A 13,017-nucleotide genomic window follows, 5' to 3' on the forward strand; every position below is an offset into this window, starting at 1 on the left:
GTCTTCATCTATTGTAAACCGAAGCCCGAAGTTTCTCGATATCTGTAAGATCCTCAAGTACGGCATCGGCACCAGCCTCATTTAATTCACTAATGGAGCTTTTGCCGGTCGCGACGCCGATCGCCCTGGCCCCTACCTCGCGAGCAGCCAAGATATCCAAGGGCGTGTCGCCGATGACAATGGCACCGTTGGCCAGGAAGGGGATGCCGTATTTCTTCGTCGCTCTGGCTAGCGCACAAAGCACCAGTTGAGAGCGAATATCACCGTCCGAACCATATCCGCCGACCTCAAAGTCGATATGCTCATCCAGCCCGAAAACCTTCAACTTGACCCGGGCAATAGTCGCCAGGTTACCCGTCACTAGCGTCTGCACCAAATCGGCATCCGCGAGTGCCGACACGGCGGCGCGGGCCCCTGGCAGAGGTCTTCCCACCGCCAACATTCGGCTTTGGAGTCTTTCCGCCGCTTCGCCCAATGCCGAGTAGAGATCGGAAACCACAGACGATGAGGCAGCGATATCATGCAGAGCAAGGGTGTCGGCCAAAATTGCTTGTTCCGTTCGCCCGGTCATGTCAGCCAGTTTTTCAAGGCGACGACCAAAAACAGCAGCAAACGCAGATTCGTATATCTCCCTACTAACGCCGGAAATATCAACAAGAGTATGATCGACATCCCACAGGATCAAGGTCGGATTGTTTGCCATCAGTCGTGATTATCGAAATCAAAGCTCGGTCGATGGCTTCCCCTACCAGCTGCCATGCTCTTCATCGCAAGCAGGTCTGGCCACGATGTCACGAGGCTATTGAAGGCATTGCCGTTTGCGCCCACTTCCGTCGCAGCTCCTTCATGTAGAAACCGGCTATGATCGTCATCCCGCACCCGGGTCGTCGGCGAGCACGAACCGCAGCGGCACCTTGTCGAGCATGTGCCCGTAGACCGCTTCGATCTGGTGCGGCAGCGGCTCCAGGTCGCTGGTGTTGACCGCGATCATCTCGTCGGACTGAGCGGCGCACTGTATCCGCAACGCCTCGGCCGCGAGCTTGAACTCGACCGGGTCCGCATCGAACGCCGCGATTCGGGCCGCCTCCTCGGTCAGGCCCGACTCGTCGGAGCGAAGCAGGATCCGGTGATCGGGCCGCTCGCCCGGCGCCTGGTAGACGACGAGGATCGAGTCCGGACCCATCGGAGTCACCGCGATGACCTCGACCACCTTGTCCACGACGACGCCACGCACCCGTACACCCCGGGCGAGTTCCTCCAGCCGCACGTCGCCTCCACCGCCTTCATCCTCACATCCCTGGCTCCCTGAACCTTACGGCCGCGAGTCCCCTATGGAGGCTGACCGCCACGATCAGCAGTGCATTGTGGAGCACTGCTGCTAACGTTCGCCGCCGTGGAACCTGGAGACGACGCCGACGAGTTCCGGCACCTGGTCGAGGAGTACGTCCGGCGGCACACAGCGCTCGGCGAGCTGCCGTACGACGCGATCGTGGCCGGTGCCGTCGAATACCTGGACGAATACGATCCGGTGCGGGTCGAGGCGCTGGCCGGAGAGATGGCCCGCACCGAGTTCGCCGCGCACGCCGCCGCGCAGCCGGACTGGCCGGAGCCGACCGACAGCGATCGGCTCACCCTCGCCTTCCGGGCACTGGACGCGGCCGGGATCGTCGCCCGGGAGAACTTCACCTGCTGCCAGAACTGCGGCCTCGCCGAGATCGGCGCCGAGGTGGCCGACGGCGAGACGCCGCGCGGGTACGCCTTCTACCACCAGCAGGACGCGGAGCGCGGCGCCGCCGGCGAGGCCGTGTGGATCGCGTACGGGCTCTTCGGGCAGCCGCCGTCGGCGGAGATCGGTGCGGAGGTGGCGGCGGTACTGCGCGAGCACGACCTGCCGGTGGACTGGGCCGGGGAGACCGGCACCCGGATCAGGGTCCCGCTGACCTGGCAGCGCCGTCGTACCGGTCGGCTGGCTGCCTTCCCGCCCCCGGTCGACGACGACATCACCGTCGAGATCGAGGTGCCCGACACCTGGCGCGGGGTGTACGCACCGACCTCGGGACCGATCTCGGCCACCAGGCTGACCAGCCTCTATCTGCCCTGGCTGCCCACCGGCACCCGGCTCGGCATCACGCTGGACGGCGCGACCGTCACCGTATGCCGGGACTGGGACACCCTGGTCGGCTCCTTCCCCGACCCCGACCGCCCCGAGTCCCCCGATCGGCCCCAATCCCTCGATCGGGCCGAGTCCCCCGACCGCGCCCAATCCCCCGACCGGGACCAGTACTCCGATCGAGCCGAGTCCCGGGTCGACCGGTATGCCGGAATGGCGCTGGTCCGGCGGCTCCGGGGCGAGCCGCCCGGCTCCACTTCGGACGCGGCGGCGGGCCCGGCCGACCGGGTCGGACTGCTGGATGCGACCTGGGAGCACTCGGCGGGGCGCGAATACCAGGGCGTGCCGCTCACGCTCTGGGAGAGTGTCGACGTGTTACGCCGGATGCCGGTCCGTACCGGTGCCTGGGCCTCCTTCCTCGGCCGCTCCGGCGGCATCGTGCAGGTGCGGTGGGCGGAGCGCCGGCTCTGGCTGGAGACGCCGGACCCGGAGGCGGCCGCCTCGGTGGGTCGGCACGTGACGATTCCGGAGGCCGAGCGAATGGTCGGCGTACTCGCGGTGGAGGACCGGGTCGCGGTGGCCGAGTTGGGCGATGTGGCCACCGTGCCCTGGGCCTGAGCGCCCGGCGGTGCCGCGTTCGCCGGGTCATCCGGTCGGCGGCACCGCGCCGGCCCAGCCGGAGGTCGCGTCGATCAGCGTCCGGTGCCCGGTCGTCGACCCGATCCCGCTCGGTGGGCCGGCGACGCAGCCGCCCCGGTGCCCCTCGCGCTCGCCGCACCGGCCGCTGCCGAACAGCAACCGGTCGCAGAACACCCGGTGCCGTTCGTGTTGCGCGTCCTCGGCGGAGACGGTGACCTCGCCGGCGTCGAGTTCCGGCATGAAGGCCAGCGACTCGGCCAGTCGCGCGGCCAGTTCCGTGGCGCCGTGCAGGGTGTGTACGGCAACCGGAAGGTGGATGACATGGCCCGGCACCGCGTCGCCGCGACCGAGACTTCCCATGACCGGTCCTGCATGACCCATGGTTGATGATCCTCACCGGTGGTTGATGAACCTCCGCGCCCTGGTCCGGCGGCGCTACCTGCTCGGCCGACCTGGGCCGACGCCTCGATAGCTTAGAGACGTACCCGGAAATTTCCGGTTTGCCACTCGGACCCGACCCGGACGGACCGCCGGAAACGGCGAGGTGGCGGCCGGTCGAACCGGTCCGATCGGTACGGGCACCCGGACCGATCGGGACTAGCCCTGGCGCCAGGGAACCAATACCGTACGGTAACCGCGATTTAACGTGATCACCGTCACGCGACGATATCCCGGAGGCTCCCCCCGCCATGGCACTCGACGTCCCCTACCGGTCCATCCCCGACATGTTCCTGAAGCGTGTCTCGGCCACCCCCGACCGGGACGCATTCGCCCACCCCGCCCCGGACGACTCCGGACCGGTCTGGTTGAGCTGGGCGCAGGTCGGCCAGCGCGCGAAGGCGATCGCGGCCGGGCTGCGCGGCCTCGGCGTCGGTTCCGAGGACCGGGTGGCGATCCTGGCCAACACCCGGCTCGACTGGGTCCTCGCCGACCTCGGCATCATGTGTGCCGGTGGCGCGACCACCACGGTCTATCCGACCACCGAACCGGAGGACACCGCCTTCATCATCGCGGACTCCGGCTCCAAGGTGCTGATCGCGGAGAACGCCGACCAGGCAGCCAAGATCGCCGGAGTGGAGTTGCCGGCGCTGACCCACGTCGTACTGATCGACGGGCCCGCCGTCCCGGGCGCCACCCCGCCGCAGCTCACCCTCGCCGACCTCGAGGTGCAGGGCGCGCTGGCCCTGGAGAGCGACCCGGACCTGATCGACCGGGTGGTGGCCGAGATCGACCAGGACCACCTGGCCACGTTGATCTACACCTCCGGTACCACCGGCCGCCCCAAGGGCGTCGAGCTGCTGCACGCCGGATGGTGCTGGGAGGGCGTGGCCCAGGCGAACCTGGGGCTGATCAAGGCCGAGGACCTGCAGTACCTCTGGCTGCCGCTGTCGCACTCGTTCGGCAAGACGCTGATCTGCGGCGTGATCCACGTTGGCATGCCGACCTATGTGGACGGCCGGCTCGACCGGCTGGTCGAGCTGCTCGGGGTGGTCAGGCCGACGCTGATGTGCGGCGCGCCCCGGATCTACGAGAAGGTCTACAACCGGGCGGTCACCACCGCACAGACGGCGGGCGGGGCGAAGGCGAAGATCTTCGCCTGGGCGGTACGGACCGGCAAGCACAAGGTGACGCTGGAGCAGTCCGGCAGGCCGGTCTCGGCCGGGCTGCGGCTGCGCTACGGGCTCGCCGAGAAGCTGGTCTTCAGCAAGCTCCAGGCCCGGCTGGGCGGCCGGATCCGGGTACTCGTCTCCGGCGCCGCGCCGCTCAGCCAGGAGATCGCGCACTTCTTCGCCGCGGCCGGCCTGCCGATCTCCGAGGGGTACGGGCTGACCGAGACCAGTGCCGGCAACTTCGTCAACCGGCCCGGTGCGCTCAAGATCGGCAGTGTCGGCAAGGCCATGGGCGACCTGGAGTGCCGGATCGACTCCGACGGCGAGATCCTGCTCCGGGGCATGCCGGTGATGCGCGGCTACCACAACCTGCCCGAGGAGACCGCCGAGGCGTTCACCCCGGACGGCTTCTTCCGGACCGGTGACATCGGCGAACTCGACGGCGACGGTTTCCTGAAAATCACCGACCGGAAGAAGGACCTGGTCAAGACGTCGGGTGGCAAGTACATCTCGCCGTCGCACATCGAGGGCATGTTCAAGGCGCTCTGCCCGTACACCTCGCAGGTGGTGGTGATCGGGCAGGCCCGCAACTACTGCACCATGCTGGTCACCCTGGACGCCGACGCGATCACCACCTGGGCCGCCAGCGGTCCACTCGCCGGCCGCCCGTACGCCGAAATCGTCGGCTCGGTCGAGGCGCGCGCCCTGGTCGACGGCTACGTCGCCGAGCTGAACGAGAAGCTCAACCGCTGGGAGACGATCAAGAAGGTCACGGTGCTGACCCGCGACCTGACCGTCGAGGACGGCGAGATGACGCCGTCGATGAAGATCAAGCGCGGTGCCGTGGAGAGCAGCTTCAAGACGGAGATCGACCAGATGTACGAGGGCACCCTCGCCCAGATCTGAGCCCGTCCGGGATCCGGTCCCACTCCCCCCGGGGACCGGATCCGGCACCCCACCGGACCGCCGTGCGACCCGCGAATCGCGCGGCGGTCCGGTGCTGTCCGCAGGGTGCTGCCCGGCACCGCGCGGGCGGACGAGCGCGCCGCTGCCCGCTGCGGCTGGTCATCCGGCGGGTGCCACCCTCGCGCGGCGTGGCACGACACCCGGCCGGGCCGTGGCACGGCACCTGCCACCTCCTAGCACGGCACCGGCCGGGTCGCGCGGCACCGGCCGGGTTCCGGAGTCTGCGGGGTCGGTGGGATCAGCGCAGCTCGCCGATGCCGTGGAAGTGGTCGAAGATGACCTGGTCGACCGGGGAGACGCGGTGCCGGTCGGCGAAGCCCAGCCAGACGATCTCGGCGATCTCGTTGGCCGGCCGCAGCATGCCCCGGTAGTCCGCCGCGTAGCAGGTCATCCGGACGACCGTACCGGCCGGATGCCCGTGCGCCGGTGCCTCGAAGACGCCGACCGGCTCGGCCGTGCCGGGGAGGACGGTGACGCTGAGTTCCTCCTCGATCTCCCGTACCAGGGTTTCGAGGTCCGTCTCGCCGGGCTCCCGCTTGCCGCCGGGCAGATAGTAGACGTCCTTGCCGTGCGAGCGGGAGCTGAGGATCCGGCCCTCTTCCAGCCGGATCCAGGCGATCTTGTCGATCATGGTCACCCGGCCGATGATCGCAGGCGAGCCGCTCGGACGCGCCGGCAGGGGTCGTTCGGGCCCGCCGGCAGGAGCCGCTCGGACGTGCCGGCGAGGGGCTACTCGGACGCCCGGAAGGGGTGTGCCGTCGGTCAGGCGATCACCACGGGCTCCCGCCAGAGTGGGCGTTCCGCCCGGTCGATGTCGTATCGGACGGCCGCGATCCGGCGTACCGCCTCGGTCAGCTCGGCGACGGGCAGCGTGAACGGCAGCCGGAGGAAGCGTTCCAGGGTGCCGTCGAGGCCGAACCGGGGGCCGGGCGCGAGCCGTACCCCGACCTCCTCGGCCGCCCGGGCGAGCGCGCTGGCAACCGGCCCGTCCAGCTCGGCCCAGAGCGTCACCCCGCCCGCCGGGGTACGCACCCGCCAGTTGGGCAGCTCCGCGTGGAGCGCGGCCAGCAGGGCGTCGCGCTGGGCGGCCAGTTGTGCCTGGCGGGCCGCCACGATCGTCTCGGCGTCGGCGAGCAGCCGCACCGCGACGAGCTGGTCCAGCACCGGACCGGCCATGTCCACCCCGACCCGGGCCGCCGCCAGCCGCTGCACCTGGGGTGCCGAGGCACGGATCCAGCCGATCCGCAGGCCGCCCCAGTATGGCTTGCTCATCCCGCCGATGGTGACGACCCGGGAGTGCCGGTCGAAGACGGCGGTCGGCGGGGGCACCTCGGTGCCGTCCAGCGCGAGGTCCACGAAGGACTCGTCGACCACCAGGTCGGTGCCGCTGGCGTGCGCGGTCGCCACCACCCGCTCGCGCAACTCGGCCGACATCAGGTGGCCGGTGGGATTCTGGAACTCGGGGATCAGGTAGGCGAGCCGGGGACGGGTCTGCCGCAGGCTGCCCAGCAGCAGGTCGGCGTCCCAGCCCGTACCCTCGGTGGCCAGGCCGTGGGTGGCGATCCGGGCGCGGCGCGCGGCGAGCGCGGCGAGCGCGTTGGGATAGGTCGGCGACTCCACGAGTACGCTGCCGCCGGTCGGCAGCGCGAGCCGGAGCACCAGGTCCAGGGCGTGCTGCACCCCGTTGGTCACCATGATCTGCTCGGGGCTGGTGGCCAGGCCACGCTCGGTGTACGACCGGGCCACCGCCGTGCGCAGCTCGACGATCCCGGTCGGGTGGTAGCCGGCGCCACCGAGATAGCGCGGCAGGTCCTCGGCGGCGGCCCGGGCGGCCGAGGCGAGTTCGGCCGGGGCGGCCAGCGCGGCACAGCCGAGGTCGATCATGTCCAGGTCGTCCTGCGGGGTCCAGAGTCCCGAACTGGCCACCCGGTGCCCGCCCGGCAGGGTGGTCCAACTGCCGGCGCCCCGGCGGCTGTTCAGGTGCCCGCTCTCCCGCAGTTCCCGGTAGGCGGCGGACACGGTGGTCCGGCTGACCCGGAGCGCCTCGGCCAGCTCCCGCTCGGCCGGCAGCCGTACGCCCAGCGGCAGCCGGCCGTCCGCGAGCAGCCCGCGCACCGCACCGGCCAGGGCGACATAGTCGGGGCTGCGCCGGCGCCCCGGAAGTGCGTGCCACTGCCCGAGCATTCGCCCCAGTTGTGACCCTCGAACGAGGCTGGTCATAGCCACTTCACCTCGATTGGCCCTTCATGGCTCCTGGATTGGCCCTCAGAGTGGCATGCATGGCAAAAATTGGCAACCGTGCCGACCGGCTCGCCCGGCGTCTCGGACAGCTCTACGTCGGCCTGACGCTCTACGGCGTCAGCATGGCGCTGATGGTCGAGGCGTCCCTCGGGCTCGACCCCTGGGACGTCTTCCACCAGGGGCTGTCCGAACTCACCGGAGCGTCGATCGGCACCGTGGTCATCGCCGTCGGCGCCCTCGTACTGCTGCTGTGGATCCCGCTGCGCCAGCGTCCCGGCCTCGGCACGGTGAGCAACGTCGTGGTGATCGGGCTCGCCGTCGACCTCGCACTGGCCCTGCTGCCCACCGTCGAGGCACTGCCCACCCGGATCGGCTTCCTGGTCGCCGGCATCCTGCTCAACGGAATGGCGACCGGCCTCTACATCGGCGCCCGGCTCGGCCCCGGCCCGCGCGACGGCCTGATGACCGGGTACGTCGCCCGCCGGCCGCACCGGTCGCTCCGGCTGGTCCGCACGGTCATCGAACTGACCGTACTGGCGATCGGGTTCGCCCTCGGCGGCCAGGTCGGGATCGGCACGGTCGCGTACGCCCTCGCCATCGGCCCGCTGGTGCACGCCTTCATCCCGATGTTCACCGTGCCACCGGTGCCCCGGGCCGACCCGGACGACCTGCCCCGACCGGTCGCCGAGGCCGGTACCGGCTGACCGGCGGCACCGGCCGACCAGCGGCCACACGACCGACCAGCGGCCACACGACTGACCGGTGGCTCAGGACTGACCAGCGGCCACACGACTGACCGGTGGCACAGGACTGACCAGCGGCCACACGACTGACCGGTGGCACAGGAGTGATCGGTGGCCTCGGACTGAGCGGCGGCACAGGCGATCGGTGGCCCGACGGAGACAGGTGTCGGCGGACGCGCCGGCCGCCGGCCGAAAAAGATCGTCGATCTGGATCGGATCATCCCTCGTGGAACGTGGGTCGTCCCGGTTCGGCGGAATGAACCGGTGCACAACGGTTCCGTCGGATGGCGCGGCACGGCATCATTTCTCCCATGGGGGACGACGGATGGCGTTGGTCCGACGCATGGATCTTCGTATCGCTGATCATCGCCGGCGGCGCCGGCCGGCACCGGCGGTCGAGCAGCACCCGTCGGCCGGAGGGCGTCCGGCTCGCCGACGTGCTCTCCACCGCTGACCATCTCAACCGGGCTCTGCCGGCCCGGCACGAGATCGAGGCGGCGGTGCGCCGCCTGGTGGGCGCCGGTCTGATCACCGTCTCGGACGGCTGGTTCCGGGTCACCTCCGCCGGTGAGCACCTGTGGCGTACCCGGCCGCACGGCGGTCTCGCCACCACTGTCGAGACGGTGCACGGGGTGCTGACCCGCCGCCACTCCCCCGGCAGCCACGACTGGGAACTCGCCGAGGACGAGCACGCGGCGGCGGTGCAGGAGTACGCCGCCCGGTTCACCCTGCCGATGCCGCGCCGCTCACCGGAGAACGGCGGATAGTCCCAGGTCGCGGCGGGGTCAGCGGACCGGGTGTCCGGCGCCGCGCAGCGCGTCCTTGACCTCGCCGACGCTCAGCTCGCCGAAGTGGAAGACGCTGGCCGCGAGGACCGCGTCCGCGCCGGCCGCCACCGCCGGGGGAAAGTGGGCGACCGCGCCGGCCCCGCCACTGGCCACCACCGGTACGTCCACCACCTGCCGCACCGCGCCGATCAGCTCCAGGTCGAATCCGGCCTTGGTACCGTCGGCATCCATCGAGTTGAGCAGGATCTCCCCGGCGCCCAGCTCGGCGGCCCGGGCGGCCCAGCCGACCGCGTCGATCCCGGTGCCCCGCCGACCGCCGTGGGTGGTCACCTCGAACCCGCTCTCGGTGCCGGTGCCATCGGGGGTACGCCGCACGTCGAGCGAGAGGACCAGCACCTGCCGCCCGAACCGCTCGGCGATCTCGGCGATCAACTCCGGCCGGGCGATCGCGGCGGTGTTCACCCCCACCTTGTCCGCCCCGGCCCGAAGCAGTACGTCGACGTCGGCGACCCGGCGTACGCCGCCGCCGACGGTGAGCGGGATGAAGACCGTCTCGGCGGTCCGGCGTACCACGTCGAGCATGGTGCCCCGGTCGTCGGAGGAGGCGGTGACGTCGAGGAAGGTCAGCTCGTCGGCACCGGCCTCGTCGTACGCCGCGGCCAGCTCGACCGGGTCACCCGCGTCCCGCAGGTCGACGAAGTTGACCCCCTTGACGACCCGCCCCGCGTCCACGTCGAGACAGGGGATCACCCGTACCGCCACCGTCATGGGCCGAGCCTAGCCGTTGGCGGTGCCGGCCGCCCTCAGGGTGACGTCGACGTTGCCGCGCACCGCGTTCGAGTACGGGCACAGTTCGTGCGCCTTGGCCGCCCGGGTCGAGGCAGACTCCCGACGGCAGGCGGTCAGCGCGCGTCGTACCATCTCGGGGTGGGCGCCCGGCGTCTCAGGCCGCGCGGAGTACGGCGAGGGCCTCGGCGACGGTGAACGCCCCGGCGTAGAGCGCCTTACCGGCGATCACGCCCTCCACCCCGATCGGTTCCAGCGTGGCGAGGGCCCGCAGGTCGTCCAGGGTCGAGACGCCACCGGAGGCGATCACCGGCGCCTCGGTACGGGCGCAGACCTCGCGCAGCAGGTCGAGGTTGGGGCCGCGCATCGTGCCGTCCTTGGTGATGTCGGTCACCACGTAACGTGCCGCGCCCGCCTTGTCGAGCCGCTCCAGCACCTCGAACAGGTCGCCACCGTCCCGGGTCCAGCCCCGGGCCGAGAGGGTACGGCCACGCACGTCCAGCCCGATCGCCACCCGGTCGCCGTACTCGCCGACGACCCGGTCGCACCACTGCGGGTCCTCCAGCGCGGCGGTGCCGATGTTGACCCGGGCCGCGCCGGTGCCCAGCGCGGCGCGCAGCGACTCGTCGTCCCGGATCCCGCCGGAGAGTTCCACCCTGACGTCGAGCCGGCCGACCACCTCGGCCAGGAGTGCGGCGTTCGAGCCCCGGCCGAACGCGGCGTCGAGGTCGACCAGGTGGATCCAGTCGGCGCCGTCGCGCTGCCAGGCCAGGGCCGCCTCCAGCGGCTCGCCGTAGCTGGTCTCACTGCCGGCGGCGCCCTGGACCAGGCGGACGGCCTGGCCGTCCGCGACGTCGACGGCGGGAAGCAGGGTCAGGCTCAACGTGCTCTCCTCGGTTCACGAAACGGTGCTGGCCGACCGGTCGACCGGCCCGCCGGCCGGGTCCGGTGATCGGTGGGAAACGGGCCGGGCTGGAGCGAGCGGGCCGGGGCGGGGCGGGGCGGGAGCCCGGCGGGCCGGGCAGCCGGAACAGGGTTTGGGTGCATCTGCGATGGGCTCAGGTCCGGCGGCCCAGCGCGATCACCACGACCGCCGGCAGCACCAGCAACAGCAGTGCGATCAGGCCGAGCCGCAGGGCCAGGTCGTCGACGAGCAGCCAGATGCCGATCACCGCCGCCACCGAGAGTACGACCACGCCGGCCCGCTCGCCCCGGCTGCGCCGCGCGAACAACCGCCCGGTACGCCGGTCCGGCAGCTTCGGGCTGAGCCGGCGCAGCAGGGTACGCCGACGCTGGCGGCGGGCCACCCGTCGGGCCCGGGCGGCCCGTTCCCGTTCCACCTCGGCCAGCCGGACCGCGCGGCGACGGGCCCGTTCTTTGCTCACCGGGCGGCACCTGCCCCGACACCGCAGGCCGGGACGGCCCCGGCCCCGGGCGCGGGGACGGGGACGGGGACGGGGACGGTCCGGGACACCGCAAAGGTCCCGGTCAGGGACACCGGAACGGGCGCGGTCAGGGACGCGGGGACGGGCGCGGTCAGGGACACCGGAACGGTCCCGGTCCGGGACGCGGGGACGGGCGCGGTCACAGTGTGGCCAGCCAGTTGTGCAGCAGGATCCGGCCGGCCTCGGCGGACTTCTCCGGATGGAACTGGGCAGCCGACAGTGGGCCGCGCTCCACCGCCGCCACGAACCGTCCGCCGTGCTCGGCGGTGGTCGGCAGCGCACCGGCGTCGGTCAGCGCGGCGGCGTCGGTCGGGGCGTAGGAGTGCACGAAGTAGAACCGGGCGTCGACCGGCAGGCCGGCGAAGAGCCGGGATCCGGGCGGTGGTGTGACCATGTTCCAGCCCATGTGCGGCACCCGCTGGGCGGCCAGCCCGGTCACCCCGCCGGGCAGCAGGCCCAGCCCCTTGGTGACGACGCCGTGCTCCTCGCCGTACTCGAAGAGGACCTGCATGCCGACGCAGATGCCCAGCACCGGGCGGCCCGCCGCGACCCGCTCGGCGATCACCGGCCCGGCCCGCAGCGCCTCGATCCCGGCCATGCAGGCGGCGAAGGCGCCGACGCCGGGCACCACCAGGCCGTCGGCGTCGGCCGCCGCGTCGAGGTCGTCGGTGACCGTCACCTCGGCGCCGGCCCGGGCCACCGCCCGCTGCGCGGAGCGCAGGTTGCCGGAGCCGTAGTCCAGCACCACCACCCGGGGCAGCGCCGGCCGGTCGGCGGTCATCCGCTCTGTCCGGGTACGAGCCACAGCAGGCCCCCGGCGGTGGCCAGCACGGCCAGCAGGCCGACGATCACCAGTGTCCGGCGCGGCGCCCCCTGGCGGTGCAGCGACCAGGCGCCACCGATCAGCACGCCACCCAGCGCGAAGAGCGCCACCGGCAGGACGGCTCCCATCAGAGCAGCCCCTTGGTGCTCGGCACCGCGCCGGCCGACCGTGGGTCGATCGCCACCGCCTCGCGCAGCGCCCGGGCGACCGCCTTGAACTGTCCCTCCACCACGTGGTGCGCGTCCGGGTGCCCGCCGGGCCGGGCGGCCCGGAGCACCGAGACGTGCAGGGTCAGCCGGGCGGACTGCCCGAAGGACTCCCAGATGTGCCGGGTCATGCTGGTCGGATAGACCGGCCCGATGTACGGCGCCAGCGCCGGCTCGTCGTGCACCACGTACGGCCGGCCGGAGACGTCGACGGCGGCCCGCACCAGCACCTCGTCCATCGGGATGGTGGCCGAGCCGTACCGCCGGATGCCGATCTTGTTGCCGAGTGCCTGGTCGAAGGCGGTGCCGAGGGCCAGCGAAGTGTCCTCGACGGTGTGGTGGGCGTCGATCTCCAGGTCGCCGACCGTGTGCACGGTCAGGTCGAAACCGCCGTGCCGGGCGATCTGGTGGAGCATGTGGTCGTAGAAGCCGACCCCGGTGGTGATGTCGGCCTGTCCGGAGCCGTCGAGATCCAGTTCGACGAGCACCTTGGTCTCGGCCGTGGTCCGCTCGACCCGGGCGGTTCTGCTCACGGTAGGACCTTTCGCTGTCCGGGGCGGCCGACTGGGTGTCCGGGTCGGCCGACCTGCTGTTCGGTAACGCATCACACCGTCCCGGAGTCGGTCGGCGCCGGGCCGGTGGCCGCCGGTCGCGGACCGG

16 protein-coding genes are annotated in these 13,017 nt (G+C 71.5%); 4 read left to right on the forward strand and 12 right to left on the reverse strand.

What is annotated here, in order from left to right:
* Positions 1 to 4: 4 nt before the first annotated feature.
* A complete protein-coding gene (locus Pma05_RS09735; RefSeq protein WP_203857011.1) occupies positions 5 to 703 on the reverse strand; it encodes an HAD family hydrolase in 699 nt (232 codons plus the stop codon).
* Positions 704 to 868: 165 nt separating this feature from the next.
* Positions 869 to 1,267, reverse strand: a complete 399-nt coding sequence (locus Pma05_RS09740) for a DUF8742 domain-containing protein (protein ID WP_203857012.1) — start codon at positions 1,265 to 1,267, stop codon at positions 869 to 871.
* Positions 1,268 to 1,393: 126 nt separating this feature from the next.
* Between Pma05_RS09740 and Pma05_RS09745 the strand changes: the two genes are divergently transcribed.
* On the forward strand, positions 1,394 to 2,728 hold the full coding sequence (locus tag Pma05_RS09745; protein WP_203857013.1) for a DUF6891 domain-containing protein: 1,335 nt from the start codon (positions 1,394 to 1,396) through the stop codon (positions 2,726 to 2,728).
* A 27-nt stretch (positions 2,729 to 2,755) separates the two neighbouring features.
* Here the strand turns inward: Pma05_RS09745 and Pma05_RS42445 are convergent, their stop codons facing one another.
* Positions 2,756 to 3,109, reverse strand: coding sequence for a hypothetical protein (locus Pma05_RS42445; protein ID WP_239312092.1), 354 nt, complete (start codon positions 3,107 to 3,109; stop codon positions 2,756 to 2,758).
* A gap of 329 nt (positions 3,110 to 3,438) precedes the next feature.
* On the opposite strand from Pma05_RS42445, the gene Pma05_RS09755 reads away from it, so the two are divergent.
* Entirely contained in the window at positions 3,439 to 5,265 is a 1,827-nt protein-coding gene (locus Pma05_RS09755) for an AMP-dependent synthetase/ligase (protein ID WP_203857014.1), read from the forward strand.
* A gap of 298 nt (positions 5,266 to 5,563) precedes the next feature.
* Here Pma05_RS09755 and Pma05_RS09760 read toward each other — a convergent pair whose 3' ends face one another.
* Positions 5,564 to 5,962 (reverse strand): NUDIX hydrolase, encoded by a 399-nt coding sequence (locus tag Pma05_RS09760; RefSeq protein WP_203857015.1) that lies wholly within the window; start codon positions 5,960 to 5,962, stop codon positions 5,564 to 5,566.
* A 125-nt stretch (positions 5,963 to 6,087) separates the two neighbouring features.
* Positions 6,088 to 7,545, reverse strand: a complete 1,458-nt coding sequence (gene yczR / locus Pma05_RS09765) for a MocR-like transcription factor YczR (RefSeq protein WP_203857016.1) — start codon at positions 7,543 to 7,545, stop codon at positions 6,088 to 6,090.
* A 59-nt stretch (positions 7,546 to 7,604) separates the two neighbouring features.
* Here yczR and yczE point away from each other — a divergent pair, with 59 nt between their 5' ends.
* Positions 7,605 to 8,270: a membrane protein YczE gene (yczE, locus tag Pma05_RS09770; protein WP_203857017.1), complete on the forward strand. Its 666-nt coding sequence runs from the start codon at positions 7,605 to 7,607 to the stop codon at positions 8,268 to 8,270.
* Between the two features lie 350 nt (positions 8,271 to 8,620).
* Complete coding sequence (locus Pma05_RS09775) at positions 8,621 to 9,076, forward strand: hypothetical protein (protein WP_203857018.1); 456 nt, start codon at positions 8,621 to 8,623, stop codon at positions 9,074 to 9,076.
* A gap of 18 nt (positions 9,077 to 9,094) precedes the next feature.
* On the opposite strand, the gene hisF is transcribed toward Pma05_RS09775, so the two are convergent.
* The 7 genes from hisF to hisB all read right to left on the reverse strand — a co-directional run bounded on the left by hisF (position 9,095) and on the right by hisB (position 12,890).
* A complete protein-coding gene (hisF, locus tag Pma05_RS09780; protein WP_203857019.1) occupies positions 9,095 to 9,865 on the reverse strand; it encodes an imidazole glycerol phosphate synthase subunit HisF in 771 nt (256 codons plus the stop codon).
* Positions 9,866 to 9,874: 9 nt separating this feature from the next.
* Entirely contained in the window at positions 9,875 to 10,018 is a 144-nt protein-coding gene (locus Pma05_RS09785) for an OsmC family protein (RefSeq protein WP_203857020.1), read from the reverse strand.
* Between the two features lie 22 nt (positions 10,019 to 10,040).
* Positions 10,041 to 10,766: a bifunctional 1-(5-phosphoribosyl)-5-((5-phosphoribosylamino)methylideneamino)imidazole-4-carboxamide isomerase/phosphoribosylanthranilate isomerase PriA gene (gene priA / locus Pma05_RS09790; RefSeq protein ID WP_203857021.1), complete on the reverse strand. Its 726-nt coding sequence runs from the start codon at positions 10,764 to 10,766 to the stop codon at positions 10,041 to 10,043.
* Positions 10,767 to 10,941: 175 nt separating this feature from the next.
* Positions 10,942 to 11,268, reverse strand: coding sequence for a hypothetical protein (locus Pma05_RS09795; protein WP_203857022.1), 327 nt, complete (start codon positions 11,266 to 11,268; stop codon positions 10,942 to 10,944).
* 199 nt (positions 11,269 to 11,467) lie between these two features.
* A complete protein-coding gene (gene hisH / locus Pma05_RS09800) occupies positions 11,468 to 12,088 on the reverse strand; it encodes an imidazole glycerol phosphate synthase subunit HisH (RefSeq protein WP_203857110.1) in 621 nt (206 codons plus the stop codon).
* Between the two features lie 17 nt (positions 12,089 to 12,105).
* Positions 12,106 to 12,279: a CG2302 family histidine operon protein gene (locus Pma05_RS09805; protein ID WP_203857023.1), complete on the reverse strand. Its 174-nt coding sequence runs from the start codon at positions 12,277 to 12,279 to the stop codon at positions 12,106 to 12,108.
* Positions 12,279 to 12,890: an imidazoleglycerol-phosphate dehydratase HisB gene (hisB, locus tag Pma05_RS09810; RefSeq protein ID WP_203857024.1), complete on the reverse strand. Its 612-nt coding sequence runs from the start codon at positions 12,888 to 12,890 to the stop codon at positions 12,279 to 12,281. Before hisB ends, Pma05_RS09805 begins: the two co-directional genes overlap by 1 nt.
* Positions 12,891 to 13,017: the final 127 nt, after the last annotated feature.

This window comes from Plantactinospora mayteni (assembly GCF_016862935.1).
Lineage (GTDB): Bacteria > Actinomycetota > Actinomycetes > Mycobacteriales > Micromonosporaceae > Plantactinospora > Plantactinospora mayteni.